This window comes from Prosthecomicrobium sp. N25, assembly GCF_037203705.1.
Lineage (GTDB): Bacteria > Pseudomonadota > Alphaproteobacteria > Rhizobiales > Ancalomicrobiaceae > Prosthecodimorpha.
The window spans coordinates 549,800-576,242 of record NZ_JBBCAT010000003.1 but is presented as its reverse complement, the minus strand read 5'-3'; the positions used below and the strand labels follow the sequence as shown (position 1 = coordinate 576,242).

The 26,443-nt window shown below is 73.5% G+C and carries 21 protein-coding genes and 1 tRNA gene; 13 read left to right on the top strand and 9 right to left on the bottom strand.

Annotation, left to right across the window (positions count from 1 at the left end; genetic code table 11):
• Nucleotides 1–196: 196 nt before the first annotated feature.
• Nucleotides 197–1,045 carry a trypsin-like serine peptidase gene (locus WBG79_RS21900; RefSeq protein WP_337359346.1) on the top strand — a complete coding sequence of 283 codons (849 nt, stop codon included), beginning with the start codon at nt 197–199 and terminating at the stop codon, nt 1,043–1,045.
• Here WBG79_RS21900 and WBG79_RS21895 read toward each other — a convergent pair.
• Complete coding sequence (locus tag WBG79_RS21895) at nt 1,023–2,150, bottom strand: RluA family pseudouridine synthase (protein ID WP_337359345.1); 1,128 nt, start codon at nt 2,148–2,150, stop codon at nt 1,023–1,025. The two genes, WBG79_RS21900 and WBG79_RS21895, sit on opposite strands and share 23 nt — an antisense overlap.
• A gap of 24 nt (nt 2,151–2,174) precedes the next feature.
• Here WBG79_RS21895 and WBG79_RS21890 point away from each other — a divergent pair, with 24 nt between their 5' ends.
• A complete protein-coding gene (locus WBG79_RS21890) occupies nt 2,175–2,543 on the top strand; it encodes a hypothetical protein (RefSeq protein ID WP_337359344.1) in 369 nt (122 codons plus the stop codon).
• 17 nt (nt 2,544–2,560) lie between these two features.
• Here WBG79_RS21890 and WBG79_RS21885 read toward each other — a convergent pair whose 3' ends face one another.
• From WBG79_RS21885 to WBG79_RS21865, 5 genes are all read right to left on the bottom strand, one after another.
• Nucleotides 2,561–4,291 (bottom strand): hypothetical protein, encoded by a 1,731-nt coding sequence (locus WBG79_RS21885; protein ID WP_337359343.1) that lies wholly within the window; start codon nt 4,289–4,291, stop codon nt 2,561–2,563.
• A complete protein-coding gene (locus WBG79_RS21880) occupies nt 4,288–4,848 on the bottom strand; it encodes a protein-tyrosine phosphatase family protein (protein WP_337359342.1) in 561 nt (186 codons plus the stop codon). Before WBG79_RS21880 ends, WBG79_RS21885 begins: the two co-directional genes overlap by 4 nt.
• A gap of 14 nt (nt 4,849–4,862) precedes the next feature.
• Nucleotides 4,863–5,891: a UDP-glucuronic acid decarboxylase family protein gene (locus WBG79_RS21875; RefSeq protein ID WP_337359341.1), complete on the bottom strand. Its 1,029-nt coding sequence runs from the start codon at nt 5,889–5,891 to the stop codon at nt 4,863–4,865.
• A 445-nt stretch (nt 5,892–6,336) separates the two neighbouring features.
• A tRNA-Glu gene (locus WBG79_RS21870) sits at nt 6,337–6,412 on the bottom strand.
• A 220-nt stretch (nt 6,413–6,632) separates the two neighbouring features.
• The gene (locus WBG79_RS21865) at nt 6,633–7,961 is read right to left on the bottom strand and encodes an amidase family protein (RefSeq protein WP_337359340.1); all 1,329 of its coding nucleotides are present in this window, start codon (nt 7,959–7,961) and stop codon (nt 6,633–6,635) included.
• Between the two features lie 193 nt (nt 7,962–8,154).
• Here WBG79_RS21865 and pcaD point away from each other — a divergent pair, with 193 nt between their 5' ends.
• Nucleotides 8,155–8,946 carry a 3-oxoadipate enol-lactonase gene (gene pcaD / locus WBG79_RS21860; protein WP_337359339.1) on the top strand — a complete coding sequence of 264 codons (792 nt, stop codon included), beginning with the start codon at nt 8,155–8,157 and terminating at the stop codon, nt 8,944–8,946.
• A gap of 16 nt (nt 8,947–8,962) precedes the next feature.
• Here pcaD and WBG79_RS21855 read toward each other — a convergent pair whose 3' ends face one another.
• Complete coding sequence (locus tag WBG79_RS21855; protein WP_337359338.1) at nt 8,963–12,520, bottom strand: EAL domain-containing protein; 3,558 nt, start codon at nt 12,518–12,520, stop codon at nt 8,963–8,965.
• 118 nt (nt 12,521–12,638) lie between these two features.
• On the opposite strand from WBG79_RS21855, the gene WBG79_RS21850 reads away from it, so the two are divergent.
• Nucleotides 12,639–13,868, top strand: coding sequence for a hybrid sensor histidine kinase/response regulator (locus WBG79_RS21850; RefSeq protein ID WP_337359337.1), 1,230 nt, complete (start codon nt 12,639–12,641; stop codon nt 13,866–13,868).
• Nucleotides 13,865–15,121, top strand: a complete 1,257-nt coding sequence (locus WBG79_RS21845; RefSeq protein WP_337359336.1) for a TadE/TadG family type IV pilus assembly protein — start codon at nt 13,865–13,867, stop codon at nt 15,119–15,121. Before WBG79_RS21850 ends, WBG79_RS21845 begins: the two co-directional genes overlap by 4 nt.
• Before the next feature lie 287 nt (nt 15,122–15,408).
• Here the strand turns inward: WBG79_RS21845 and WBG79_RS21840 are convergent, their stop codons facing one another.
• A complete protein-coding gene (locus WBG79_RS21840; protein WP_337359335.1) occupies nt 15,409–15,633 on the bottom strand; it encodes a hypothetical protein in 225 nt (74 codons plus the stop codon).
• Nucleotides 15,634–15,776: 143 nt separating this feature from the next.
• Between WBG79_RS21840 and WBG79_RS21835 the strand changes: the two genes are divergently transcribed.
• Together WBG79_RS21835 and WBG79_RS21830 are read left to right on the top strand one after the other, a co-directional pair.
• Complete coding sequence (locus tag WBG79_RS21835; protein ID WP_337359334.1) at nt 15,777–15,998, top strand: DUF2934 domain-containing protein; 222 nt, start codon at nt 15,777–15,779, stop codon at nt 15,996–15,998.
• A 115-nt stretch (nt 15,999–16,113) separates the two neighbouring features.
• Complete coding sequence (locus tag WBG79_RS21830; RefSeq protein WP_337359333.1) at nt 16,114–16,269, top strand: hypothetical protein; 156 nt, start codon at nt 16,114–16,116, stop codon at nt 16,267–16,269.
• Nucleotides 16,270–16,326: 57 nt separating this feature from the next.
• Here the strand turns inward: WBG79_RS21830 and WBG79_RS21825 are convergent, their stop codons facing one another.
• Nucleotides 16,327–19,611 carry a TRCF domain-containing protein gene (locus WBG79_RS21825; protein WP_337359332.1) on the bottom strand — a complete coding sequence of 1,095 codons (3,285 nt, stop codon included), beginning with the start codon at nt 19,609–19,611 and terminating at the stop codon, nt 16,327–16,329.
• Nucleotides 19,612–19,812: 201 nt separating this feature from the next.
• Here WBG79_RS21825 and WBG79_RS21820 point away from each other — a divergent pair, with 201 nt between their 5' ends.
• The 6 genes from WBG79_RS21820 to WBG79_RS21795 all read left to right on the top strand — a co-directional run bounded on the left by WBG79_RS21820 (nt 19,813) and on the right by WBG79_RS21795 (nt 26,426).
• Nucleotides 19,813–21,003 carry a CaiB/BaiF CoA transferase family protein gene (locus tag WBG79_RS21820; protein ID WP_337359331.1) on the top strand — a complete coding sequence of 397 codons (1,191 nt, stop codon included), beginning with the start codon at nt 19,813–19,815 and terminating at the stop codon, nt 21,001–21,003.
• 106 nt (nt 21,004–21,109) lie between these two features.
• A complete protein-coding gene (locus WBG79_RS21815) occupies nt 21,110–23,809 on the top strand; it encodes a cation-translocating P-type ATPase (RefSeq protein WP_337359330.1) in 2,700 nt (899 codons plus the stop codon).
• A gap of 69 nt (nt 23,810–23,878) precedes the next feature.
• Nucleotides 23,879–24,325 (top strand): type II 3-dehydroquinate dehydratase, encoded by a 447-nt coding sequence (gene aroQ / locus WBG79_RS21810; protein ID WP_337359329.1) that lies wholly within the window; start codon nt 23,879–23,881, stop codon nt 24,323–24,325.
• A gap of 147 nt (nt 24,326–24,472) precedes the next feature.
• Nucleotides 24,473–25,303 carry a 5-dehydro-4-deoxy-D-glucuronate isomerase gene (gene kduI, locus WBG79_RS21805; RefSeq protein ID WP_337359328.1) on the top strand — a complete coding sequence of 277 codons (831 nt, stop codon included), beginning with the start codon at nt 24,473–24,475 and terminating at the stop codon, nt 25,301–25,303.
• 14 nt (nt 25,304–25,317) lie between these two features.
• Nucleotides 25,318–26,073 (top strand): 2-dehydro-3-deoxy-D-gluconate 5-dehydrogenase KduD, encoded by a 756-nt coding sequence (gene kduD / locus WBG79_RS21800; protein ID WP_337359395.1) that lies wholly within the window; start codon nt 25,318–25,320, stop codon nt 26,071–26,073.
• 11 nt (nt 26,074–26,084) lie between these two features.
• Nucleotides 26,085–26,426 (top strand): cupin domain-containing protein, encoded by a 342-nt coding sequence (locus WBG79_RS21795; protein WP_337359327.1) that lies wholly within the window; start codon nt 26,085–26,087, stop codon nt 26,424–26,426.
• Nucleotides 26,427–26,443: the final 17 nt, after the last annotated feature.

Here is a 26,443-nt window from a genome sequence, read left to right as displayed (position 1 = left end):
GGCGAGATGGCGACTCCCACGGGCTCGTGATCGGTCACATTGTTTTGAATTATTGAACTAAGCGTGACAGGGCCCGAATTCAAGAGAGCCGTGGCGGCAGATTGCGGCCGGGCGTCGCCGGGCGCAAGCTGGCGGTACAGCGGACTGTAATTTTACGCCGGTTGCGTCATCATGGGTCAGCAATCGGGAGATCGGTATGCCGACGAACAGCCCAAGGTCCCTGCGGCGCGCACCGGGCGGAACTCGGCGCAATGCCCGGAGGGCAGCGGTCGTCGTATCCGCCGTCCTGGCGATCCTGGCCGGCGCGGCCTCGCCCCGGGAGGCCGCCGCACAGACGAACCCGTCGGGCGTGCTCGGCTCCGACGACCGCGAGCCGATGGATGTCTCGGCCTGGCCCTGGCAGGCGGTCGGACAGGTAAACTATGCCGGCTACAGGTATCGCGGGTCTTGCAGCGGCGCCCTGATCGGCCCGCGCCTGGTCCTGACCGCGGCCCACTGCCTGATCGCGCCCTGGGACAAGAAGCCCCTGCCGCCGCACGACATGCATTTCCTCGCCGGCGTCGACAAGGCCCGCTACGCGGCCCACTCGGTGGCCCTGTGCTACCGCTTCCCGCCGGGAGCCGAAAAATCCGGGCCGGATCGCTACCTCCCCGACATGCACGTTCAGCGTTCGTCGGTCGAGAACTCGGCGAACGATATCGCGCTCATCGTCCTGAAGGACCCGATCCCGCTGAAGCCGATCCCGGTGGCGGCGGACGCGGTCTACGAGGACCGGCGGCCGCTCGTCCACGCGGCCTATCCGGCTGACCGGCGCCAGCGCCTGATGGCCGACCGCACCTGCATGGCGACGTCGCAGACGGGCGGGCTGTGGGTTACCTCCTGCGACACCTATCCGGCCAGTTCGGGCGGGCCCGTCCTGATCGAGCGGGACGGCTCGCTCGCGGTCGCGGGCGTGATGGTCCTCTACGTCCCCGAGGTCGCCACGCTGGCGGTTCCGGTGAGCGGCTGGAAGGACTTCTCCCTCACCGCCGAGTGTCCGAAGTAGCCGGTCCTTGCCCGGCCGCCCGGAGGGCCTCGATCAGCCTCGCCATGTCGGGAGGCGGCGGGCTCTCGAAGCGGAGGGTGCGGCCGGTCTTCGGGTGCGCGAAGGCGAGGAGGCCGGCATGCAAGGCCTGGCGGCCGAGCGCCTCCAGCGCGTCGACGGCGGCCTGCGAGACGCGGCGCAGCTTGTCGGTCTTGGTCCTGAAACCCGTGCCGTAGACCGGGTCGCCCAGGAGCGGGTGGCCGAGGTGGGTCATGTGGACCCGGATCTGGTGGGTCCGGCCGGTTTCGAGCCGGCAGGCGACGAGGCTCGCGACCGGCTCGGCGCCGGGCGGCCCGAAGCTCTCCAGCACCTCGTAGTGGGTGATCGCCTCGCGGCCCGCGCCGGAGCGGACGACCGCCATCTCGTCGCGCCGCTGCGGGTGGCGGCCGACCGGCAGGTCGACCGTGCCGGACCGGTTGCGCGGCACGCCCCAGACGAGCGCCAGGTAGGCGCGCTCGAGCGGGCCCGTGCGGCCGTGGTCGGCGAATTGGGCGGCGAGCGCCTGGTGGGCGCGGTCGGTCTTGGCGACGACCATCAGGCCGGAGGTGTCCTTGTCGAGCCGGTGCACGATGCCGGGCCGCAGGACGCCCCCGATCCCCGACAGCGAGGCGCCGCAGTGGTGCAGGAGGGCGTTGACGAGCGTGCCCATTGCGTGGCCGGCCGCGGGATGGACGACGAGGCCGGCCGGCTTGTCGATCACGACCAGCTCGACGTCCTCGTGGACGACCGCGAGCGGGATCGGCTCGGGCACCGGGGTGGCCGCGGCGGGCGCGGGCAGGTCGAGGCTCACCCGGGCGGCGGCCGCGTTGATCTTGGCGGACGGGTCGTCTACGGTCGCGCCGTCGACGGCGACCCGACCCTCCAGGATCAGCGCCTTCAGGCGGCTGCGCGAGAGCGCGCCGTCCGGCAGGTCGGCGAACCGGCGCGCCAGCAGAGCGTCGAGGCGCTCCCGGCCGCCGCCCGGCTCCGGGTCGAGGTCGATCCGCCGCGCCGCGCCCGCCGGGCCGTCGAGGTCGTCGTCGTCCCGGTCCGTCGCCGGTTCCGCCCCTGTCCCTTCCGTCGTCATCAACGCCCGAGCGCTCCCCCGACCATGTCCCACCCGATCCTCGACGACGACGACAAGGAGCCGCCGCTCGACCCCGTCCAGCTGCGGCTGCAGGCCAAGTTCCGCAAGCTCCTCATGGTGGGCTACGCGACGCTCGGCCTCGGCATCCTGGCGGTCTTCGCCGCCGTGCTCTACCGCACCTCCTACAAGAACCCGGACCCGGCGTCGACCGCCCTCGAGAAGCCGCTGGCGGGCTCGCTCGCGCTCCCGGTGGGCGGCAAGGTGGTCGGCTCCAGCCTGGAGGGCGGGCGCCTGCTTGTCACCGTCGAGACGCCGGCGGGCGCCACGCTGCTCGTCGTCGACCTCGCGACCTTGCGGGAGCTGCGACGCCTGGACCTGGCCCGGCCGCAGTAACTACTGCCCGCCGCGGCTCACGACGCCCGCACGACCTGCCGGATCGCCTCGGCATAGCGGTCGGCGGCGCGCCGGAGACGACCCGCTTCGTCTCTGCCCGCCGAGGCGGCCGCCATCGTGGCGGCGCCGAGCCGGAAGGCGAGATAGCAGGGACGCAGGAGCGCGACCAGATCCGGGTCGACCGCGCGGCCGGCTTTCCGGCCGGCGGCGCGCGCGAGGTCCTCCGAGTCCGTCCGCGACAGACCGAATTCCGCCATGGCCCCGGCCACGTCCCAGGCCATGTCCTGGCAGCCGACGAGATCGTGGGCGCCGCTGTGGTCGAGGCCGTCCGTCTTGACCAGCCGGCCGCCGTCCACCAGCCATTCGTGGACGTCCAGCTTGCCGTCCACGTCCACCCGCCGCACGCGCGGCTCGAGCGCGGCGGCGCCCTCGAGGATCCGGTCGAGGCTGCGCGCGGCGTCGGCGCCGAGGGCCTCGCCGGTGTTGTGGCGCGCCATGGCGGCGAGGTCCGCGAGGGATGCGCCGCCCCGCCGGGCCGGTAGTTCGCGGGCGCGGAAGCCGATGTAGTCCCCGAGCCGCAGGACGAGCCGCGCCCGGGGGAAGGCCGCGCGGTCGAGGCCGGGCGCGCCGATCCATCGCTCCACCAGGAAGCCGTGGCAGAGCCCCGCGGGCTCCGGGGCCCAGCCGGCACCGTGCAGGAGGCGGGCGGCGTCGAGCTTGCGCTCGCCCTCGCCGCCGAGCCCGGCGAACCGGACCAGCCAGTCCCCCCGCCGGGTCCTGGCGAGGTATTTCAGGCGCTCCCGGCCGGGATCGGCGGCGGGCCAGTCGGCCTCGCGGGCGTAGCGGTGCGCGCGCCAGTTGCCTCCCGACAGGGTCTCAAGCGGGCCGTCGAGCGGTCCGACCAGATCCTCCACCCAGCGGGCGAGCCCGCCGGGCGCCGACGGGCCGAGCAGATCCTCGAAGGCGACCACATGGCGCGGGGCCAGGCTCCAGAACGCCCTGATCTCGGGGGATGCGGCCTGTCCGGGCAAGCCGGCATGGCTGGGGAAGACGTGGATCCGATCGCGGCCGACGCCGTTCCGGACGAGCCAGTCGGCGACGGACGCCACCGAGCTGCCCGAGAGGCCGGGGCCCTCGTCCACCACCGCGACGGGACGGGCCGGGTCGGCCGCGAGGTCGCGGGCGAGGGCCGGGCCGATGCGGAGTTCGCGCCGGAACGGATGGCCGACCGGGCGCAGCGAGACCGGCGGTGCGGCGCCGAGCGCCGCGGCGACCAGGGCGGCGAGGCCGAGCCCGATGCTGCGGATGCCGATCACCCTGGTGTCCGGGCCGAGACCGGACCGCCGCGCGGCTTCGAGATAGGCCTCGGGGTAGAGCGCGTAGAAGGCGTAGCCCTCGGCCGTCTTCAGGCGGAGCGGGCGGTTGGGATCGCCGAGGTCGGGCAGGGCGGGCAGGGGGATGCAGCCGGCGAAGCCGTCGCGGACGGAGCGGTCCAGCGCGCGGGCGAGGTCGACCAGGAAGGCCGTGCCGGCCTCGGCGTCCGGCGAGCGCTCGTCGCAGCCGCGGGCCTCGAACTCCGCGTCGGCGAGGGCTTGCACGAGCTCGGCGGCGGCGACGAAGGCGGAGACCAGCGCGGCGTGGCGGGGGAGGCCCGGCGGCCGGCGCGCGGGCTCGGCCAAGGCACGGCGGACCGCCCCGAGCGCGTCGCCGGCGGCCTCCAGGCGAACCGCGTCGCCGTAGACGATCATCCAGGTGCGTCCCGGAGGTGCCGGTAGGCGATCGCCGCGAAGGTGTCGAAGTCCGGCAGGGGCCAATCTGCGCCCGCCCGGCCGCGCCAGCGCCGGAGCCATGCGATCCAATCCTCGTACTGGGCCGGGCTCGGGGAGACCAGCGGACGCCGGCTCTTGGCGAGTTCCAGGGCGTCGAGCGGGGCCGCGCCGCGGCTGACCAGGACGCAGAGCGCCAGGGTGGCGGAGCGGCCGATGCCGTGCTCGCAATGGACGAGGACGCGCCCGCCGCGGTCCAGATGGTCGTTGGCGAAGCGCACGCCCTCGTCCAGGCCGGCCTGGCCGACGGCGGCGTGGTCCTCGGTGGGGAGGTGCAGGAAGGCGAGTCCGTGGCCGGCAAGGACGGCTGCGTCGTCGCAGGCCTCCAGGCGGAGGTCGACCAGGGCGCGCAGGCCGTGGTGCCGGGCGAGGTCGCCGGCGCGCTCCATGGGAAAGCGCCCCCCGACGGCGAGGCGCGGCGTGATCCAGGTGAGGTTCGGCACCCAGTCTGCCGCGACCGTCCGCGCCGCGTCCGGCATGGCCCGCCCGCCCTTCAGACCGGCACCGCGCCGTCGAAGGCGGCGACGGCGGCACGGCCCGGGCCCTTGGCGCTCCGCCGCTCCTCGGCGAACCAGGCGACCGTCGCCTTCAGGCCGGCGTCGAGGGGGGTGCGCGGCGTCCAGCCGAGCAGCGTGGAGGCCCGTGTGATGTCCGGACGGCGCCGGCGCGGGTCGTCGACCGGAAGGGGACGGTGCACGATGCGGGAGCGCGAGCCCGTGAGGGCCTGCACGCGCGTCACCAGGTCGGAGACGGTCAGTTCCACGGGATTGCCGAGGTTGACGGCGCCGGGCAGTTGCCCCTCGTGGGCCATCAGGCGCATGAGGCCGTCGATCAGGTCGGAGACGTAGCAGAAAGACCGTGTCTGGCTGCCGTCGCCGTAGACCGTGATGTCCTCGCCGGCCAGGGCCTGCCAGATCACGTTCGAGACGACCCGGCCGTCGTCGGCGCGCATGCGGGGGCCATAGGTGTTGAAGATGCGGGCGACCCGGGCGTCGAGCCGCCCGGCGCGGGCGAAGTCGAAGGTCAGGGTCTCGGCGGCGCGCTTGCCCTCGTCGTAGCAGGCGCGCGGACCGGTCGGGTTGACGTGGCCCCAGTAGGTCTCCGACTGCGGGTGCGTCTCCGGGTCGCCGTAGATCTCGCTCGTGGAGGCGAGCAGGAAGCGGGCGCGCTTCCTCTCGGCGAAGGTCAGCAGGCCGTGGGTGCCGATCACGCTCGTCAGCATGGTGTGCTCGGGATCGGCCTGGTAGTGCGGGGGCGAGGCGGCGCAGGCGAGGTTGAAGACCGCGTCGACCGCGAGGCGGCTCGACAGCAGGCGCCGGGGCAGGGGACGGATCACGTCCGCCTCGACGAAGTCGAAGCGCGGCTCGCGTTCGAGATGCAGCAGGTTCTGTCGTCGGCCGGTCTGAAGATTGTCGAGCGCGACCACGGACGCGCCGTCGCGGATCAGCGCGTCGCAGAGGTGCGAGCCGAGAAATCCGGCGCCCCCCGCGACCACCACGAGCCTGCCTTTCCCACTCCTCATGAGAGCCTTGCCTCCGTCATCGCTGGACTGGCAGAGCCAGAAAGCTTTGTACCCCAACTCGGAGGCTTGGCTTTGGTTCGCCGGCCGCGGTGCGGAGCCACGACGGCAGGTGCAGGGCGCCGCCGGGAAGGCCCTCGTCTCCGGTCCTCGTGAAGCACCTCATCGCCCCCGTCGACCGCCACGGGCCGCCGGGCCGCTGCTGTCCGCCAGCAGCGCAAGTGTTGGGGAGCGCGAAGGCATCCCGGACGGTCCGAGGTCCTGGTCGCCGGTCGCCCCACGAGGCTCCGGCAAGGCAGCGAGGATCGGGCTCCCCGGCGCTCGGGACATCGGCCGGGCCCGCCCGGAGACGTCACGCGCAGCCCCAGGCCCGCCGAGGACGTCTCATCGCGCGCGCAGAGATCCGGACGGGATCATCCGGATCGAGACCAGCCGCTATCGGAGAAAATGGCGCTCCCAAGGGGACTCGAACCCCTGTTTTCGCCGTGAGAGGGCGACGTCCTGGGCCGCTAGACGATGGGAGCAGCGGGCGGCGAACCGCCTGGACAGGGGTGGATATAGACAGGGGCGGCGTTGCTTGCAAGCGGAATAGTCGGCTGCTCCCCTGCGCGGGCGGCCGGGCGGCCGGGCGGCCGGGCGGTCGGGTGGCCGGCGCTTCGGCGGAAGCGGGAGGCGGGGCCGGCTCGTCCGACCCGTCCCGCTCGGGCGCGCCCCGACCGCGGTCCGGACCCGGCGGGGCGGTCCTCAGGCGGCGGCGGCCGGGCGGGCCAGGACGGCTTCGACCGTCTCGGCGACGGCCCAGAGCGTCTCGTCGGTGCCGGAGGCGCCCATGAGCATCAGGCCGGCCGGAAGGCTGCCGGCCGGCATGGGCAGGGGGACGGACGCGGAGGGCAGGTCGAGGATGTTGGCCGGGATCGTGTTCCTCAGGAGGAGGAGGTTGGCGCGGGCGAAGGCGGCGGGGTCGGCGAGGTCGGCGATCCGCGGGGCACGGATCGGGACCGTGGGCAGGATCAGCGCGTCGAGGTCGCGGAAGCGGGGGCGGACGGCCTCGAGCAGCGCGGCGCGGCGGCGCTGCATCAGGACGTAGTCGAGCGCCGGCACGGCCAGCATGCGCTCCAGCCGTGCGACGATGAGCGGATCCATGAGCGCGGCGCGCGCCGGGAACTCGCCCTTCAGGGTCGCGGCGAGCTCGATCCCCGGGAAGGTGCCGAGTTCGTTCAGGCCGGCGATCCCGTCGAGCAGGTCCTCCATGCCGACCTCCTCGATCGCGGCGCCGGCGGCGGAAAGGCGGCCGCAGGCGCCAACGAAGGCGGCGAGGATCTCGGGCTCGGTTTCGGCGAGCAGGCGCGGGCTGCGGACGAGCCCGAGACGGAGGCGGGCGGGGTCCGGCGCGCCGGGCGGGGCGCCGGCGCCGTCGGCCAGGACCGAGAAGGCCGCGCGCGCCAGGCCGACGGAGCCGGCCAGCAGGCCGACCGTGTCGAGGGTCGTCGAGAGCGGGAAGGCGCCGCGGATCGGGATCCGGCCGGTGGAGGGCTTCAGGCCGACATGGCCGCAGAGTGCGGGCGGGATCCGGCTCGACCCGCCCGTGTCGCTGCCGATGGCGAGGTCGGCGTAGCCCGCCCCGATCGTCGCCGCGGCGCCGGACGAGGAGCCGCCGGGGATCCGGTCCGGGTCGGCCGGATTGCCCGGGGTGCCGAAATGCGGATTGATCCCCACCCCCGAGAAGGCGAACTCGCTCATGGCGGTCCGGCCGACCAGGATCGCGCCCGCGGCCCGCAGCCGGCGGACCACTTCGGCGTCCTCGGCGGCGGGCGGCGCCCCGAGGCGGAGCCGGGACCCGGCCGTCGTCGTCTCTCCGGCGATGTCGAAGAGCTCCTTGACCGAGACGAGGCAGCCGTCGAGCGGTCCGAGCCTCGACCCGGCCGCGGCGCGGGCGTCGGCGGCGTCCGCGGCCGCGCGGGCCTCCGCGGCATGCACCTTGCGGAACGCGCGCCCCCCGTCGCCGCCGGCCGCCTCGATGGCGGCGAGGATGGACTCGAGGCGGGCGCGGACGGTCGGTTCGGGGCGAGCCATGGCGGTCTCCTGGTCGGAGCCTCCGTATCGGCCGGCGCGCAAGCCGGTGCAAGCGGGCAAGTCGGCGCGGGACGCAGGGTCCGGCCGATCCCCCCGGCGGCGGAGGGTCGCGGCCGCGGCGCAATCCTCCGGTCTCGGCTTCCACGCCGCCCCCGGCCCGGCCATACTCGGCGGGCGGCGGAGGAGGATACCCATGCGCATGGTCAGGGCGAACGGCATCGAGGTCCATATCGCGCTCGAGGGGCCGGAGGGGGGCATGCCGGTCGTGTTCGCGAACTCGCTCGGGACGGACTTGCGGGTCTGGGACGCGGTCGTGCCGCTCCTGCCGAAGGGCCTGCGCATGCTGCGCTACGACAAGCGCGGCCACGGGCTGACGGGGGCGACGCGCGAGCCCTACACGATCGACCTCCATGTCGCCGACCTGACGGGCGTGCTCGATGCACTCGGCATCCGGGGCGCGGTGGTGGTCGGGTTGTCGATCGGCGGGCTGATCGCGCAGGGGCTGGCGGCTGCGCGGCCGGACCTGGTGCGCGCGCTCGTGCTCATGGACACGGCCCATCGGATCGGCACGGCCGAGACCTGGAACCAGCGCATCGAGGCGATCCGCGCGGGCGGGCTGGATTCGATCGGCGACGCGGTGATGGAACGCTGGTTCTCGGCCGGCTACCGGGCGGCCTATCCGGAGGAGGTCGCGGGCTGGCGCAACATGCTGGTGCGCACCACGGTGGACGGCTACCTCGGATCCTGCGCGGCGATCCGGGACGCGGACCTCGAGCGGGAGGCGCGATCGATCATGGTGCCCACGCTCCTCCTGTGCGGCTCGGCCGACCTCTCGACCCCGCCGGACCTGGTGCGCGGCACGGCGGAGATCATTCCCGGTGCCCGCTTCGAGGTGATCGACGGCGCCGGCCATCTGCCTTGCGTCGAAGCGCCGGAGCGGACGGCGGACCTGATCTCGGGCTTCGTGGGCGCCCTTCTGCAGTGACGCGTCCGGGCCGGCCTCAGCCGGCGGCGAGGCGTGGGCCGGAAGGGACGAGCCTGCCCAGGTCGGCGGCCGGCATGGGGCGGCCCGTAAGGTAGCCCTGCAGGAGGTGCACGCCCGCGGCCTGCAGGAACTTCTGCTGCTCGACGGTCTCGACGCCCTCGGCGATCACCTTCATGCCGAGCGAGCGGCCGATGCCGACGACCGCATGGACGATGGTCGCCGCGTCGACGGCAGCCGTCACCCCGGCCACGAAGTCGCGGTCGATCTTGATCCGGTCGAACGGATAGCGCCGGAGATGCATCAGGCTCGAATAGCCGGTGCCGAAGTCGTCCAGCGCGAAGGTGACGCCCGCCGCCTTCAGGCGCCGGATGGCGTCGAGCGTGGCAGCCTCGTCGTGGATGATGGCCGTCTCGGTGATCTCGATCTCGAGACGGCGGGGATCGAAGCCTTCGCGGGCGAGGATGCCGAGGGTGGCGTCGACGAAGTCCGGGCGGCAGATCTCGACGGCGGAGACGTTGACGGCGAGGCGGACGCCCGACCAGGCCGAGGCCTCCCGGCAGGCGCGCGCCAGGACCCAGGCGCCGAGCGCGGCGATCTGGCCGGTCCGTTCGGCAAGGGGCACGAACCGGAAGGGCGGGATCGAGACGCCGTCCAGGGTCCAGCGGACGAGGGCCTCGACGGTCTGGATCGCGCCGCTCCGGTCGACCTGGGGCTGGTAGACGAGCGACAGGCGATCGGCTGCGATGGCCTCGGCGAGCGGGGCCGCGAGGGCGAGATCCGGGTCGGCCGGCGGGGCGGGCAGGGGTTCGGCAGCCGGCGCGTCCCGATCCGGCGCGAGGCGGGCCTCCACGGCCGCGAGCGCGGCGGCGAGCCGGCGGGCGAGCGGGGCCACGTCGTCTGGCCCGGGGGGCTCCGCGCCGCGGGCGTGCTGTTCCAGCGCCGCGGCGGCGGCGGCGACCCGGAGGGCGCCGATGTTGTGGCTCATGGACTTCAGCGCATGGGCGGCGCGCGCCAGGGCTTCGCCGTCGCCCGTGGCGGCGGCGGCTTCGGCCGCGGCCAGGGACTGCGGGGCATGCTCGCGGTACAGGCCGAAGACGCGCGCGGCGAAATCCGGGCGGCCCGAGCGGGCCAGGGCGTCGAGCTCGGCGAGCTTGGCGGGATCGAGGTCCACGGCGGGGTCCTCGCCGCCGGCCGGCTCGGCGCGCGCGGCCTCCGGGACCGGACCGGCCGGCGCCGGCAGCACGGGCGCCGGTTCGGCGACATCGGCCGTGGAGGTCTGGGCGGCGGGGGCGAAGGCCGCGAGGGTCTCGGCGAGGGCGCGCAACGTGAAGGGCTTGTGCAGGACGCCGTCCATGCCGGCCTCCCGCCAGGCCTGCGAAGCGGCGCCGAGCACGTGGGCGGTGAGCGCCACCACCGGCAGCCGGGGCAGGCCTGCCTGGGCTTCCCGGGCGCGCAGGCGCCGGGTCGCCTCGAAGCCGTCGAGGACGGGCATGCTGCCGTCCATCAGCACGAGGTCGTAGCGCCGGCGGGCCAGGGCCTCGAGGGCGGCTGCCCCGTCGTCGACGAAGTCGGGCCGGACGCCGAGCAGGCCGAGCGCCTCGGCGAGCACCTCGCGATTGACGGCCCCGTCCTCGGCGGCGAGTACCTTCAGGCCCTCGAAGCGCGGCAGGACCGGTCCGCCGACCGCCGGCCGACCCTGCTGCTCGACACGGCCGGCCGCCAGGTCGGCGAGCAACGTTTCCACCTCGCGGCGGGAAACCGGCGCGCCCAGGCTGCGCAGCGCGCGGCCGGCGGCCAGGGCGGCGTCGGACCGGTCGTCGCCAAGCGGGGCGAGGGCGACGACGGGACCGCCGCCGGCCCGGGGTCCGGCATCCGCCAGGGCCGACGCGTCCGCGACGAGGAGGCACGCCTCCGGCGGGACACCGGCCGGCGTCGACACCTCCAGCACGCGGGCGCCGGCGGCCTCCGCGTAGAGGCGCAGGGCCCCGCGGGCCGGTTCGGACGCGACCGCCAGGGCCACCAGGGGCGCGCGGCCGTCGGCGGCGTCCGCCAGCCTGGGCCAGGGGGCCGGGCGTGCCTCCCCGGCCGGCAGCACGAGACGGAAGACGGACCCGCGGCCGGGCTCGCTCTCGACCTCGATGGCGGCGCCCATGGCGTCGGCGAGGCGGCGGCAGATGGCGAGCCCGAGGCCCGTCCCGCCGAAACGGCGGGTGGTCGACTGCTCGGCCTGGGTGAAGGCGGAGAAGAGATGCGGCAGGCGCCCCGGCGCGATGCCGATGCCCGTATCACGGACCGCGAACTCGATCGCGCCGGGCCGGGTGGCCGAGCGGCCGGCCGTCACCGTGACGGTGCCCCGCTCGGTGAACTTGATGGCGTTGTTGACGAGGTTGGCCAGGATCTGGTGCAGCCGGGTCGGGTCGCCTTCGATCCGCGCCGGGAGATCCAGGGCGGCGACGGCGGCGAGGTCCAGGCCGGAGTCGCGCGCCTTGCCGGCGAAGAGGCCCATGACGTCGTCGACCAGCGCCACCGGGTCCACGGGAAGGCGCTCGAGTTCGAGCTTGCCGGACTCGATCTTGGAGAAATCGAGCACGTCGTTGATGATCGCCAGCAGGCCCTTGCCCGAATGGGCAATGATCTCGGCGTAGCGGCGCTGGCGGTCGGGAAGGGGGGCACCGGCGAGAAGTTCGGCCATGACCAGGATCCCGTTCATCGGGGTCCGGATCTCGTGGCTCATCGTGGCGAGGAAGTCGGACTTGGCCCTGTTGGCGGCCTCCGCGGAATCCCGGGCGACGGCGAGGTCCTGGGTGCGGGCCAGCACCTCCGCCTCGAGGCCCTGGCGGTGCGCCTCCAGGCGCTCGTCGCGGGCGCGGATCTCGCCCAGCATGGCGTTGAAGCCGTCGACGAGCAGGCCGACCTCGTCGTCGCTGCGGGCTTCGACCCGGACGGCGTAATCGTGGTCGCGGCCGATCCGGGCGATGGCGGCGGTCAGGTGGTGGATCGGCGCGGTAATTCGCCGCTGGAGTCGTCCGGCGATCGCGAAGCCGAGGGCCGCCGCGGCCGCCGCGGCCGCCACGATGGCGAGGAGCGCGTTCTGCAGGACCTGCGGCAGGCCCGAGGTATCGGCGACGAGAACCAGGCGCGCGACCGGCGTCCCGGAGGCGTAGATCGGCGCAGAGACCTGGATCGTGCGGCTGGTGAGCACCTCCCAGACGGAATCCTGCCGGGCGCCCTCGCCGAGCAGCGGGTCGCTGTCGAGGCGGGTGGCCTGGCCGAGCGCCGCGAAGACGCGGCCTTCGGGTGTCTCCACCCGCCCGTGCAGCAGGCCGGGAATGCGCCCGATGGCGCGGAGTGCCTGGAGCGTCGCGGTCCGGTCGCCGCCGGCGACGGCGGTCGAGGACACGGAGGCGAAGACCGCGGCGGTGCCGAGCAGGGCGTCGCGGCGCATCTCCACGTAGCGGCGGGTCTCGGTCCAGGCGGAGAAACCCGCGAAGGCGAGGACCGCCGTCGCCAGCGAGGCCGTGACCAGGAGCGCGAGCTTGCGGGCGATGGGGCGGGCGGGGCGCTGTCTGATCACGATGGGCTCGTTGGTCGGTCGGCGATCAAAATAGGCTGTATTCTTCACGAATGCGTTAAGGATCTCCCGAAGAGAATTCTTAATGAGGCAAGCCTTAGATCTCGGAGCAGGAGATCACATGTCGGACCTGCCCGCCTCGCATCATGCCTGGTCCTATGTGCTCGACGAACAGATACGGATCCTGTTCGTCGACGACGACATGATTCTGGCTGAATTCGCAAAAGTGCATTTGTCGACACCTACGGCACTTGTAGAATCTTGCAAGGACGGGGTCGAGGCCTGGGAGCGGCTGACGGCCGAAGACTTCGACATCGCCCTCGTCGACATCGAGATGCCGCAGATGGACGGGCTGGAGCTGGTCGGCCGCATCCGGGCCGATCAGAGGCTTCGTCACCTGCCGGTGATCATGGTCACAGGGCGGGAGGACGTGGTCTCGATCGACCGTTCGTTCGAAATGGGCGCCACCGCCTTCGCGACCAAGCCGGTGAACTGGCGGCAGCTCAGCCACCAGATCCGCTACGTGATGCGCAACAGCCGGATGGACCGGGATGTGCGCGAGGCGCGCGACCGGGCCGAGCAGCTGTCGGCACTGAAGACCAACCTCCTCGCCGCCATGCGGCACGAGTTCCGGACTCCGCTCAGCACGATCATCGGCTTCACGGACCTGATGCGCGGGCAGCTCGGGGCGGGAGCCAGCGTCACGGAACTGGTCGGCTATCTCGACTTCATCAACGCAGCCGGCAAGCGGCTCCTGTCCACGTTCTCGGACATGCTGCAATACGCGCAGATGATGTCGAACGATCGGGCCTTGGAGGCCGCCGAATACCGTCTCGACCGGCTCGTGGAGGCGGCGGTCGGGGGCGTCGGGGCGTCGCCCGGCACGTCCCCTGCGGCGATCGCGGTCGAGATCGCGGAACCTGGATTGGAGATCACCTGCGACCGCGAGCTGGTCACCAACGCACTCCGGCACCTGCTGGAGAACGCCGTGTCGCATGGCCGCGGGATCGACTGCCGCATCGCAGCCGGGCGCGACGGGGCGGGCGACCTGGTGTTCACCGTCGAGGACGGCGGGCCGGGCATCGACCCCGCCCGCGTGGAGGCCTGCCTCGAGGCCTTCACCCAGTCCGACATGTCGACGACCCGCCAGACCGGCGGCCTGGGGCTCGGGCTCGCGATCGCGCGCGGTGCCGCCGACCTGCATGGCGGCCGGCTGCAGGTCGCGGCGCGCAGTCCGGAGCCCGGGACGGCGGTGCGTCTCGTGCTCCCGCGGCGTTGCATCTTCGAAGCGGCCGAGGACGACGCCCCCGTCGCGCCGGCCGCCTCCGCCTCTTCCAGGAGCGCCGCATGAGCGGCTGCCGCTCCCTCGCGACCGCGTGGCGCGGGCTGGTCCGCGCGCGCGGCGGCGGCGCCGCCACGACGCTGGGGCTGACGCTGCCGGTGATCCTCGGCTGCGCGGGGGCGGCGATCAACTACGGGATCATAGCCAACGACCGTTCCATGCTGCAGGGCGTCGCGGACGCGGCCGCGACGAGCGCGGCGCGCGAGTTGACCTTCGCCAGGGCCGATGCGGCCTTCGTGGAAGCGGTGGCGACCGGGTATGCGCAGAGCCTGCTCGCCGGCCGGACCGGCGTGGAGGTCACGGCCCGAGTCGGACAGGACCTCGGGTCCGTGCAGGTCGACATCACGGCCCGCTCGCACATGCCCCTGCCGATCCCGATGGTGGGATCGGACTACTCCGTCGGGGTGTCGGCGGTCGCACGCGCGACCGCCGGGCCGCCGATCTGCGTCATCGCGCTCGACGAGGCGGCCGAGGGCACCATCCTGATGGACAACGAGTCCCGGCTGACCGGAGACGGCTGCGCGGTCTACTCCAATTCGCGCAGCGACCGCGGCATCACCGGCAAGAAGACGTCGGTGCTGAAGGCGGAACTGATCTGCTCGGCCGGCGGGTTCCTCGGCGCCTCGACCAATTTCGTCCCCAACGTGCTCTCCGATTGCCCGCCGCTGCCGGACCCGCTGACGGACCGCGCGCCGCCGGCGGAAAGACCCTGCAAGGCGACGGCGCTGACCATCGACAAGGGGTCCTCGACGCTTTCGCCGGGCACCTATTGCGGCGGGCTCACGATCACGGGCGGGGCGATCGTGAAGCTCACGCCCGGCATCTACGTGATCAAGGACGGCCCCCTCAAGGTCGAGAACGGGAGCCTCTCGGGGCAGAACGTGTCGTTGCACTTCAAGGGGCGCGAGGCCGTTGTCCGCTTCATGGCGCGGTCGACGATCGATCTCACGGCTCCCAAGGACGGGCCGCTCGCCGGATTCCTGATCTTCGAGGATCGGTCGGTGAGAGAGCTCCAGGAGCACCGGATCCTGAGCGAGAACGCCCGCAACCTGCTCGGCACCATCTATCTGCCGCGGGGGCGGCTCCTGGTCGACGCGCCCCAGAAGGTCGCGGACCTCTCGGCCTACACGATCATCGTGGCCAAGCGGCTGGAGCTGCGCTCCGGGCCGAACCTCGTCCTCAACACCGGCTATTCCTCGACCGACATCCCGGTCCCGCACGGGGTCGGACCGATCGGCGGAACCGTGTCGCTCGCCAGGTAGCGTCGCCGGGAACGGGGCGCGGGCCTGCGGTGTTCGGGCCGGACGCCTCCGTCACGAGGACAGCACGATGCAGGACGAGAACGGCCCGAAACCCGGGGATGCGCCGCGCCCCCCAGGTCGCACCGAGGCAACGCCGGCTGCGGGACCGCATGCCCGGCCGGGCCTGACGAACCCGATCGCCACGCCCGGGGCCGGCGCCCTGCCGGGCGGTCCCGGCGAGAGAGACCCGGACGAGGCGGACCCCGGCACCGGCTGACCCTGCGCCGCACCCGGCGGGGTGTTGGACGTCAGAGGGGCTGGACCGATTCGTTGCCGAGGGTGGTGCCGTCGGGGCGCGCACCCGGGACGGTGATGACGATCTCGTGGCCCTCGCGCAACGCGTTCATGGCCGAGCCGACGGCCGCCTCGAAGGCGGCTTCCTTGGTCAGGTAGTCCAGGCCGGGCGGTCCGGAGGTGCCGCTGACGGTCCAGGATCCCTCGCCGCCCCTGATCTCGTAGCTCATCCGTGCCATGCCGGTCTCCCTTCGCGGTTCGCACGGGCAACCCGCGCCGGGCGAGCTGGTTCCGGGAGGCGGAGGCTTCACAGGATCACCACTTTCAAGCCCTAGTATTCCTGACAAGGGTCGGTTCGACCGACCGACGGATGGAGTGCCGCATGTCGACGACTCGCGAGGATCGCATCCGCGCCCGCGCCCGCCTGATCTGGGAAATCGAGGGCCGGCCGAACGGCCGCGACCTCGAGCATTGGCTGCTGGCGGAACATCTGGTGGAACTGGAGGAAGGCCGGCTCGGCAGCGCGCGGGCGCTCGCCGACTTCGCCAGTGAGCTCGCGCACGAGCGTGAGAAGTCCCAGGAGGCCGATGCTCAGCAAGGATAGGCGGGAGCGGAGCCGTAATAAATTATTAGCCATGGAGCAATTGTTCCACTGCCAAGTTCGAACCACTCCGTCGCATGTGAATTTCATTTTAGACAAATGCGGCGGAGGGTGAGGCATGCATACGCAGGAACACTACAGAGATCTCAAGCTTTACAATAAGATCCGTCATTACTACGAGGTCAGCGAGAAGCTCCCCAGCGAGATGGCGCGCCTGCTTCGTCAACTCGAGCGGCGCGAGCGGCAGGACGAGGCCCCGCGCCAGCAGAACTGAGCGGCAGGACGGGCCCCGCGCCCGCAGACCCGAGCGGCAGGCGCCGGAGGCCCGGCGTCACGCCCGCCCCGCCCGATCGTCCCGCAGGGTCCTGGCGATCCGGGCGACCATCTTCACGACCGCCGCCGTGCGGCCGGAGTCGTCGGTCTCCGTCCGCGCCAGGAGGCGATCTGAACTCCACGCGAATCCCTCCTCGGCCAGCTGCGCGGCCTTTTCCGGCGGGATGGCGCGGAACGTGGCGGCAATCGCCCGTGGTCCTGCGTCGATTCGGGCGATGCCCAGGCGGCGGCAGGCGGCGCGGACGCGCGCGGCGGCCACGAGGTCGCGGGCGGGCGCGGGAAGGGGGCCGAAGCGGTCGTCCAACTCGTCCTCGAAGGCCGCGACGGCGCGCTGGGTGTCGAGCCGCTCGAGCCGGAAGTAGAGATCGAGGCGCACTTCGGGTTCGGGCACGTAGTCGGCCGGGATCGCGGCCGGCACTCCGAGGTTCAGCACGGGCGCCCAGTCCTCGGCCTCTCCCTTGCCCCGGGCGGCCGCGAGGGCGCGGCCGAGCAGGTGCTGGTAGAGGGCGAGCCCGATCACCTTCACGTGTCCAGCCTGCTCCTCACCGACGAGATCGCCGGCGCCGCGCAGGTCGAGGTCCCGGGCCGAAATAGCGAAGCCGGCGCCGAGGCGGTCGAGGGCCGCCAGGGTCTTCAGGCGCTTCATCGAGGCGTCGGACGGCGGGTGCGCCGGGTCGGTCAGGAGCCAGGCGACGGCCCGCCGCGCGGCGCGCCCGACGCGGCCCCGGAGCTGGTGCAACTGGGCGAGGCCGAAGCGCTCCGGGCGGTGCACCAGGATCGTGTTGGCGTTGGGGACATCGAGGCCGCTCTCGATGATGGCGGTCGCCAGCAGGACGTCGCCGTCTCCGTCCGCGAAGCGGAGCATGACGTCGTCGATCCTGCCCGCCTCCATGCGGCCGTGGGCGGCCAGGATCTCGGCCCCCGGCAGCAGGCCCGCGAGGCGCGCGCGCATCGGCTCGATGTCCTCGATGCGCGGGCAGACGACGAAGCTCTGGCCGCCGCGGCGACGCTCCCGCTCGATCGCGGAGGCGATCAGGCCGTCGTCCTCGGGCGCCACCACGGTGCGGATCGGCTGGCGCAGGACCGGGGCGGTGGCGATCACCGAGAGGTCCTTGAGGCCGACGAGTGCGACCTGCAGGGTCCGCGGGATCGGGGTCGCGGTCAGGGTCAGGACGTGGACGTCCGCCGCGAGCGCGCGCAGCCGCTCCTTGTGGCGGACGCCGAAGCGCTGCTCCTCGTCGATCACCACGAGGCCGAGGTCGTGGAAGGCGACGCCCTTCTGGGCGAGGGCGTGGGTGCCGACGGCGAGCCGGATCTCGCCGGAGGCGAGGCCGGCGCGGACCCGGCGGGCCTCGGCAGGCTCGACCAGGCGGGAGAGTTCGGCGATCTCGAAGCCGAGGCCGGCGAAGCGGCGGCGAAGGGTCGCGGCGTGCTGGCGGGCGAGCACCGTGGTGGGCGCGGCGAGCACGGCCTGGCGTCCGGCCAGCACGCAGGCCGCGATGGCGCGGACGGCGACCTCCGTCTTGCCGAAGCCGACGTCGCCGCAGACCAGCCGGTCCATCGGGCGGCCCGACGCGAGGTCCGCCAGGGTGGCGGCGATGGCGGCGCGCTGGTCGCGGGTCGGGGCATAGGGGAAGCGGCCGACGATGCGTTCGTAGGGCGCGCGCGGCGGCTCCAGCACGGGCGCGGTCCGCTCGGCGCGGGCCCGGGCGAGGTCGGCCATGCGAGCGGCGGTTGCGGCGATCTCGGCCTCGACCTCCGCCTTCCGGTCGGTCCAGGCGGTGCCGCCGAGCCGCGACAGCGACACGGCCTCGGCCTCCGAGCCGTAGCGCCAGAGGCGGTTCACCTCGTCGAGGGGGACGACCAGCCGGGCGTCGTCGGCAAAGCGCAGGCGCACGCCCTCGGTCCCGTCGCCGATGGGATCGAGGCCTTCCAGCGCCGCGATGCCGTGATCGAGATGGACCACCGCATCGCCGATGCGGACCGTCATGTCGACCGGAAAGGCGGTGGGGCCGGCGTCCCCGGGCCGGTCGCCGCGCGAGCCGGCGAGGTCCTGGGCGGTGACGACCAGCGTGCCGTCCGGCAGGCGGAACCCCTCGTCGAGCGGCAGGATCATGGCCAGCACCGAGCCCTCCGGGGCGGCCACGACCTCGGCCCAGCATCCGGCGCGGATCGGCTCGGCGCCCGCCTCGTCGGCGACCCGGCGGGCGAGGCGCGCGAGCCGGCGCTCGCCGGTCGCGGCGAGGACGACCCGGCCGCCCGCTCCCGTGACGGCACGGACGTCGTCCTGCAGCGCGCGCAAGGGCCACTCCGTCTCGGCATAGCGGGGGACGGCCGCGTCGGGATCGTCGCCGGCGCGGCTCTCGGCGACGAGACGGGCGGCGACCTCGCGCTCCCAGGTCTCGGCGTCCAGGTAGAGGCCGGTGTCGCTGCCGCGCCCGGCGGCGCCGGCGGCGGGCAGGGGCGGCTCGGCGATCCAGTCCCGGAAGGTGGCGGCGGCCGCGCGCGCCTCGGTCTCCAGGGAAAGCCGGGCGTCGGGGACGAGGTCGAAGACGCTCTCCAGCGCGGGATAGACGGCGGCCAGGCGGTGCTCCGCCGGCACCGGGGCGAAGCGGGCGCGCTCCTCGGGAGGCAGGATCGCCTCCGAGGCGGCGTCGATGACCAGGAGGTCCGTCTCGACCTCGCTGCGCTGGGAGAGGGGATCGTAGGAGCGGATGGAGACGATCCGGCCGTCCCGGTGCTCGATGCGGCAGGGCAGGGGAGCGGCGGCCGGGTAGAGGTCGACCACCAGGCCGCGGATCGCGAACTCGCCGGGCTCGTCGACGCGCTCGTCCTCGAAATAGCCGATCTCGAGCAGCCGCGCCCGCAGGGCCTCGTCGTCCAGGGCCTCGCCGGTCCCGACCTCGACGCGGGCGTCCCTCAGGATCGCGCGGGGCGGGATGCGCTGGATCAGGGCCGGGGCGGTGGTGACGACGATGTCCGGCCGCCCGTCCGGGTCGCCGAGCCAGCGGAGCGCCCCGACGCGGCGGCCCATCACGGCTCTCGAGGGGGCGATGCGGTCGTGGGGCAGGCAATCCCACGGGGGCAGGACCGCGACCCGCCGCTCCGGCGCGAGCGCGGCGAGGAGCGCCCCCAAGGCATCCGCCCGCTCGGCCGTGCCCGCCACGTGGACCAGGGGCCCCGTCCCGGCACCCGCCAGCCGGACGAGCCCGACCGCGAGGGCTCCGATCGGCGCGGCGGCGCCGAGATCGAGGGGGGTCTCCTGGACTTCGGCGACGGACATCGGATCTCCTCGGGGCGGGGGCGGGCGAGCGACAACGCGCGAGAGCCGGCTCCCGTGCCCGCGTCGAGCGTACCGTCCGCGGGCGGGTGCGAGGATGTCGCCCCCGGCCGGCCCGCGTCTATAGTGGGGGCCGGAGCGGAGGGCAGCCATGGGCGAGATCGAGGGCGCATGCGGGACGAGGGCCAGGCGGGAGGCCGCCCGATGATCGCCGGCGACCTGCCGCTCGCGGGGCTCCGGGTGGTCGAGTTCTCCCACATGGTCATGGGACCGAGCGCGGGCATGATCCTCGGCGACCTCGGGGCGGACGTGATCAAGGTCGAGCCCTGGCCGGGCGGCGACAAGACGCGCCAGTTGCCGGGGGCGGGCGCGGGCTTCTTCCCCGTCTTCAACCGCAACAAGCGCAGCCTGGCGGTCGACCTGAAGTCGCCGGGCGGGATCGCGCTCGTCCGGCGCCTGCTGGCGACGGCGGACGTGCTCACCGAGAACTTCCGGACCGGGGCGCTCGACGACCTCGGTCTCGGCCACGCGGCGCTCTCGGTCGACAATCCGGGCCTGATCTACTGCTCGCTCAAGGGCTTCCTGGCCGGCCCCTACGAGACCCGCACGGCGCTCGACGAGGTGGTGCAGATGATGGGCGGGCTCGCCTACATGACGGGGCCGCCCGGCCGGCCGCTCAGGGCCGGGTCCTCGGTCAACGACATCATGGGCGGCATGTTCGCGGTGATCGGCATCCTGGCGGCGCTCGCCGAGCGGGCGCGCAGCGGACGGGGCCGGCACGTGCGCAGCGCCCTCTTCGAGAACAACCTGCTGCTCGTCGCCCAGCACATGGCGCAGTCGGTGATCACCGGCCGGCCCGCTCCGCCGATGCCGGTGCGCGTCTCGGCCTGGGGGGTCTACGACGTGTTCGACAGCGCGGACGGCGGGCAGGTCTTCGTCGGCATCGTCAGCGACGGCCAATGGCAGACCTTCTGCCGGCGCTTCGGCCGGCCGGACCTCGCCGCCGACCCCGACCTCGCCACCAACCCCGGACGGGTCGCGGGCCGGGCGCGCATGATGCCGGCGCTGAAGGCGCTGTTCGGCGCCATGACGCGGGCCGAGATCCTCGCGGCCTGCGAGGCGGCCGGCCTGCCCTTCGCGCCGATCAACAGGCCCGAGGACCTCTACGACGACCCGCAGGTGCGGGCGCCGGGGGCGCTCGTCGAGGTGACCCTGCCGGATGGGCGCCCGCTCGGGGTGCCCGCGCTGCCGCTCGAGATGGACGGCGAGCGGCTGGGACTCCGGCTCGACGTGCCGAAGGTCGGGGAGCACAGCCGCGCCATCGCGCGGGAGGCCGGGTATTCGGACGCGGAGATCGAGGCGCTGGTGCGGAACGGCGCGATCGGGCCGGCCTAGGCGCTGCCGGCCCGATCCGCGCCATTACGGATTGCGGGGCGGGTGCGGCTGGGGCTTGGTGCCCGTCAGTTTTTCGTCAGGTCTCGAGATGGCAGACGACGGCAGAGTGGCGGCAGAGGGCGGAACGGCGTGGCATGCCCTCGAGGCCGCCGACGTCTTCGCGCGCCTGTCGACGACCGCGGGCGGCCTCGGCGCCGAAGAGGCGGAGGAGCGGCTGGCGCGCCACGGACCCAACCGCCTGCCGTCGCCGCCGCGCCCGGGGGCGATCCGGCGGCTCGTCGCGCAGGTGCGCAATCCGCTCGTGCTGGTCCTGGTCGGCGCGGCGGCGGTCTCGGCCGCCATCGGGCATCCGACCGACGCCCTGGTGACGCTCGGCGTGGTGGTCGTCAACGCGCTGATCGGGTTCCTGCAGGAGGGGCGGGCCGAACGCGCGCTCGACGCGATCCGCGCCATGATCGCGCCCTCCGCCACCGTGTTGCGCGGCGGCGAGCGGCTGCGCGTGCCGGCCGAGGCGGTCGTGCCCGGGGACATCGTGCTGATCGAGGCGGGCGACCGGGTGCCGGCCGACCTCAGGCTCGTCGAGGCGCGCGGGCTCAGGATCGACGAGGCTGCGCTGACGGGGGAATCGGTTCCGGTCGACAAGGGATCGGAGGCGACGGCGTCGGACGTGCCGCTCGGGGACCGGACCTCGATGGCCTTCTCGGGCACGATCGTGGCGGCCGGCCGGGGCACCGGGGTGGCGGTCGCGACCGGGGCGGCGAGCGAGATCGGCCGCATCTCCGCGCTGGTCGACTCGGTCGGCCGGATGGCCACGCCGCTCGTCCGGCAGATGGACGAGTTCGCGCGCCGCATCACGGCGGCGGTCCTCGCCGGCTCCGCGCTCGTCCTCGCGGTGGCGGTCCTGGTCCGGGGCGAGGCGCCGGGCGACGCCTTCATGATCGTGGTCGGGATCGCGGTGGCGGCGATTCCCGAGGGCCTGCCGGCGGTGATGACGATCGCGCTGGCGGTCGGGGTCGAGCGGATGGCGGCGCGGCGGGCGATCGTGCGCCGGCTGCCGGCCGTGGAGACGCTCGGGTCGGTCTCGGTGGTCTGCTCGGACAAGACCGGCACCCTGACCCGCAACGAGATGACGGTCACGGCGGTCGTCCTGGCGGGACGCCGCCTCGCCGTGGAGGGGCTCGGATACGCCCCCGCGGGCGGCTTCCGGATGGGCGGCGAAGCCGTCGACCCGGGCACGGACCCGGACCTCTGCGACCTGGCGCGCGCCGCCCTCCTGTGCAACGACGCCGATATCCGCCATGTCGAGACTGGATGGCATGCGGCCGGCGACCCCATGGAGGCCGCGCTCGTCGCCTTCGCGGCCAAGGCTGGACAGGACCCGGCGCTCGTCCGCGGCGCCTACCGCAGGCTCGACGAGGTGCCGTTCGACGCGCGGCACCGGACGATGACGACCCTCAACGCGACGCCGGAGGGCGGCCGGCTCGTCGTCGTCAAGGGGGCGCCGGAGGTGCTGATCGCCGCCTGCGGGGCGCAGGCAGGACCGGGCGGCCCCGTGCCGCTCGACGGGGCGGGCTGGCAGGCGGCCGTGCAGGCGCTGGCTGAGGACGGGCAGCGGGTGATCGCCTTCGCGAGCGCCGAGGCACCGGCCGGGACGCGGACGCTGGAAGAGGCGAGCCCGCAAGGCCGGCTCGTGCTGCTCGGCCTCGTCGGCCTCATGGATCCGCCGCGGGCCGAGGTGCCGGCGGCGGTGGCGGAGTGCCGGGCCGCCGGCATCGCGGTCAAGATGATCACAGGCGACCATGCCGCGACGGCGCTCGCCATCGCCCGGCACCTGAAGCTGGCCGACGAACCGGTGGTGGTGGTGGATGGGCAGGCGCTCGACCGCCTGGACGCGGCGGGTCTTCGCCGGGTCGCGCGGGAGGCGACCGTCTTCGCGCGCACCAGCCCGGAGCACAAGCTGCGCCTGATCGAGGCACTGCAGGCGGACGGGTCCGTGGTCGCGATGACGGGAGACGGGGTCAACGACGCGCCGGCGCTCAGGCGGGCGGACATCGCCGTCGCCATGGGGGCGAAGGGCACGGAGGCCGCCAAGGAGGCGAGCGACATCGTGCTCGCCGACGACAGTTTCGCGTCGATCGTGGCCGCCGTGCGCGAGGGGCGGACGGTCTACGACAACATCGTCAAGGTGATCGCCTGGACGCTGCCGACCGACGGCGGCGAGGCGCTGGCGATCGTCGCCGCCGTCTTCCTCGGCCTTCCGCTGCCGGTGACGCCCTTGCAGATCCTGTGGATCAACATGGTGACGGCCGTCGCGCTCGGCCTCGTCCTCGCCTTCGAGCCGACCGAGCCGGGCGCCATGCGGCGCGGCCCCCGGCCCGCGGGGACGCCTCTGCTGGACCGGCGGGCGCTCGCGCGCATCCTCTTCGTGTCCGTGCTGATGGTCGCCGGAATCTTCGGGGTCTACGGGGTGGCGGTCTGGCGCGGGCACGACGTCGCGACGGCGCGGACGCTGGTGGTCGACGCCGTGGTGGCCATGGAGATCGCCTACCTGTTTTCCGTCCGCTACGTGCACGGACCGTCCCTCACCTGGCGGGGCGCGGCCGGGACGCCCGCGGTGCTCCTCGGGATCGGACTTGTAGCGGCGGCGCAGGGCGCGTTCACCTACTGGCCGCCGCTGCAGCAGCTCTTCGGCACCCGGCCGCTCGGGCTCTGGGACGGGATGGCGGCGATCGGGGTCGGGGTGGCGCTGTTCCTCGTGGTCGAGGCCGAGAAGCGGCTCACCGGAGGCATCGCGCGGCCGCGCTGACGCGCCGGACGGGCTGGCGCGGCGGGTCGGTTCCGGCTATCGACGGGGAGGTCCCGTCCGGAGCATGCCATGAGCCGTCTCGTCTTCGTCCTCAACGGTCCGAACCTGAACCTGCTCGGCAAGCGGCAGCCGCACATCTACGGCCACGAGACGCTCGCCGACGTGGAGGCCGACTGCCGGCGGACGGCCGGCGAGCTCGGGCTGGAGATCCGCTTCCACCAGTCCAACGCCGAGCACCAGATCATCGACTGGATCCACGAGGCGCGCGAGAGCGCCGCGGGGATCGTGATCAACCCGGCCGCCTTCACGCATACGTCCGTCGCCATCCTGGACGCGCTCAACACCTGCGACTTCCCCGTGATCGAGGTGCACATCTCCAACGTCCACAAGCGCGAGGCCTTCCGGCACCACTCCTACGTCTCCCTGGTCGCCTCCGGCGTCATCGCCGGTTTCGGCACCCAGGGCTACACGCTGGCCCTGCAGCGCCTCGCCCGCCTGATCGGCGAGACGGCGTAGTCTGCGGCGCAGGCGGGAGGCAGGCTGCCGGGCGGGTGTCCTCGCATGGCGAGGCCGGGCGTCCGGCCTCCAAAGTTGTCTTGTCATCATACAAATTTGGGTCTACTGATAGCCCGGACCGGCAACCTTCCTGGGCATGAGACCGAGATGGACATCCGCTATTCGACGCATGCGGGCGACTACCCGTCCTACGACACGGCCACGCTCCGCGCGCGCTACCTGGTGGAGGGAATGTTCCAGCCCGACCAGATCCGGATGACCTACTGCCACGACGACCGCATGGTGCTCGCCGGGCTCTGCCCCGTGTCCCGGCCGCTCGTGCCGGAAGGCGGCAAGATGTTCGGCGGGCTCGGCTTCTTTGACCGGCGGGAGGCGGGCGTGTTCGCCATCGAGGGGCGCGGCACGGTGACGGCCGGCGGCAGGGTGTACGAACTCGCGCCCGGGGACTGCGTCTATCTCGGCATGGGGTCGGGGGAGGTCTCCTTCGCGAGCCTCGATCCCGCCTCGCCGGCCAAGTTCTACCTCGTCAGCGTGCCGGCGCACCGGGCGTTGCCGTCGCGCCTGATCCGGCGGGCGGACGCCCGGCTCCTGGAACTCGGGAGCGTGAAGGACGCCAACCGCCGCCAGCTCCGCCAGTATCTTCATCCCGACGTCATCGAGACCTGCCAGCTCTGCATGGGGCTGACCGAGTTGCAGGAGGGCAGCGTCTGGAACACCTACCCGTGCCACACGCACGAGCGGCGCATGGAGGCCTATCTCTATTTCGGCCTCGGCGCGGACGGGCGGGTCTTCCACTGCATGGGCCGGCCCGACGAGACGCGGCACCTGGTGGTGGCCAACGAGCAGGCGGTGATCTCGCCGTCTTGGTCGGTCCACATGGGGGCCGGGACCCGCAACTATGCCTTCATCTGGGCCATGGCCGGCGAGAACCAGGAGTTCACCGACATGGACATGGTCGCCCCGCAGGATCTCCGGTGAAACAGGGCAGCGCCATGTGGCATCTCTTCGACCTGACCGGGCGCGTCGCGATCGTGACCGGCGCCTCCACCGGGCTCGGGCGCGCGATGGCGGTCGCCCTCGCCGAGGCCGGGGCCGACGTGGCGGGCGTGGCCCGCTCCGACCAGTCCGAGACCGCCGCCGCGGTGGAGGCCGCCGGCTCGGGCTACCATGCGATCACGGCCGATCTCGCCGGCGCCGACAAGGCCGCCGTCCTGGCGGAGGCGGTCGAGGTGTTCGGGCGGGTGGACATCCTCGTCAACAACGCGGGCACGATCCGCCGCGCCGACGCGGTCGACTTCACCGAGGCCGACTGGGACGCCGTCATGGACCTCAACCTGAAGGCGGCCTTCTTCCTCTCGCAGGCCTTCGCGCGCAACCGCATCGCGGCGGGCGAGCCGGGCAAGATCGTCAACATCGCTTCCATGCTGTCCTTCCAGGGCGGCATCCGCGTGCCCTCCTACACGGCGTCCAAGCACGGCATCCTCGGGCTGACGCGGCTGATGGCCAACGAGTGGGCGAAGCACCGGATCGGCGTCAACGCCATCGCGCCGGGCTACATGGTGACGGACAACACCGCGGCGATCCGAGCCGACCCGGGCCGGCATGCCGAGATCACGGCGCGCATCCCCGCCGGGCGCTGGGGCGAGGCGGCCGACCTCGCCGGCGCCGTGGTGTTCCTGGCCTCCGGCGCATCCGATTATGTGCAAGGCGCGGTGCTGCCGGTCGACGGCGGCTGGCTCGCGCGCTGAGGAGAACGACGATGACGGTCGAGAGCGGACAGGCTTTCGCGCATGCCGGAGACATACCCTGGCAGGACCTCGGCGGCGGCGTGCGGCGGCGCATCCTCTGCTGGGACGACGCGCTGATGATGGTCGAGGTCGCCTTCGAGGCGGGGGCGGTCGGGGCGCTGCACAGCCACCCGCACCGGCAGGCGAGCCTGGTCCGCTCGGGCCGGTTCCGCTTGGTGATCGACGGGGCGACCCGGGATCTCGGGCCGGGGGACGTCTACTTCGTGCGGCCCGACCTGCCCCACGAGGCGCTGGCGCTGGAGGCGGGGGTGCTCCTCGACGTGTTCACGCCGGCCCGCCAGGACTTCCTCTGACGGCGGGCGTCTTGGCG

Excerpts from the sequence above, each read along its gene's own strand:
- WBG79_RS21900 (WP_337359346.1), top strand. The coding sequence starts at position 197 with ATGCCGACGAACAGCCCAAGGTCCCTGCGGCGCGCACCGGGCGGAACT.
- WBG79_RS21895 (WP_337359345.1), bottom strand. The coding sequence starts at position 2,150 with ATGACGACGGAAGGGACAGGGGCGGAACCGGCGACGGACCGGGACGAC.
- WBG79_RS21890 (WP_337359344.1), top strand. The coding sequence starts at position 2,175 with ATGTCCCACCCGATCCTCGACGACGACGACAAGGAGCCGCCGCTCGAC.
- WBG79_RS21885 (WP_337359343.1), bottom strand. The coding sequence starts at position 4,291 with ATGATCGTCTACGGCGACGCGGTTCGCCTGGAGGCCGCCGGCGACGCG.
- WBG79_RS21880 (WP_337359342.1), bottom strand. The coding sequence starts at position 4,848 with ATGCCGGACGCGGCGCGGACGGTCGCGGCAGACTGGGTGCCGAACCTC.
- WBG79_RS21875 (WP_337359341.1), bottom strand. The coding sequence starts at position 5,891 with ATGAGGAGTGGGAAAGGCAGGCTCGTGGTGGTCGCGGGGGGCGCCGGA.
- WBG79_RS21865 (WP_337359340.1), bottom strand. The coding sequence starts at position 7,961 with ATGGCTCGCCCCGAACCGACCGTCCGCGCCCGCCTCGAGTCCATCCTC.
- pcaD (WP_337359339.1), top strand. The coding sequence starts at position 8,155 with ATGCGCATGGTCAGGGCGAACGGCATCGAGGTCCATATCGCGCTCGAG.
- WBG79_RS21850 (WP_337359337.1), top strand. The coding sequence starts at position 12,639 with ATGTCGGACCTGCCCGCCTCGCATCATGCCTGGTCCTATGTGCTCGAC.
- WBG79_RS21845 (WP_337359336.1), top strand. The coding sequence starts at position 13,865 with ATGAGCGGCTGCCGCTCCCTCGCGACCGCGTGGCGCGGGCTGGTCCGC.
- WBG79_RS21840 (WP_337359335.1), bottom strand. The coding sequence starts at position 15,633 with ATGGCACGGATGAGCTACGAGATCAGGGGCGGCGAGGGATCCTGGACC.
- WBG79_RS21835 (WP_337359334.1), top strand. The coding sequence starts at position 15,777 with ATGTCGACGACTCGCGAGGATCGCATCCGCGCCCGCGCCCGCCTGATC.
- WBG79_RS21830 (WP_337359333.1), top strand. The coding sequence starts at position 16,114 with ATGCATACGCAGGAACACTACAGAGATCTCAAGCTTTACAATAAGATC.
- WBG79_RS21825 (WP_337359332.1), bottom strand. The coding sequence starts at position 19,611 with ATGTCCGTCGCCGAAGTCCAGGAGACCCCCCTCGATCTCGGCGCCGCC.
- WBG79_RS21820 (WP_337359331.1), top strand. The coding sequence starts at position 19,813 with ATGATCGCCGGCGACCTGCCGCTCGCGGGGCTCCGGGTGGTCGAGTTC.
- aroQ (WP_337359329.1), top strand. The coding sequence starts at position 23,879 with ATGAGCCGTCTCGTCTTCGTCCTCAACGGTCCGAACCTGAACCTGCTC.
- kduI (WP_337359328.1), top strand. The coding sequence starts at position 24,473 with ATGGACATCCGCTATTCGACGCATGCGGGCGACTACCCGTCCTACGAC.
- kduD (WP_337359395.1), top strand. The coding sequence starts at position 25,318 with ATGTGGCATCTCTTCGACCTGACCGGGCGCGTCGCGATCGTGACCGGC.
- WBG79_RS21795 (WP_337359327.1), top strand. The coding sequence starts at position 26,085 with ATGACGGTCGAGAGCGGACAGGCTTTCGCGCATGCCGGAGACATACCC.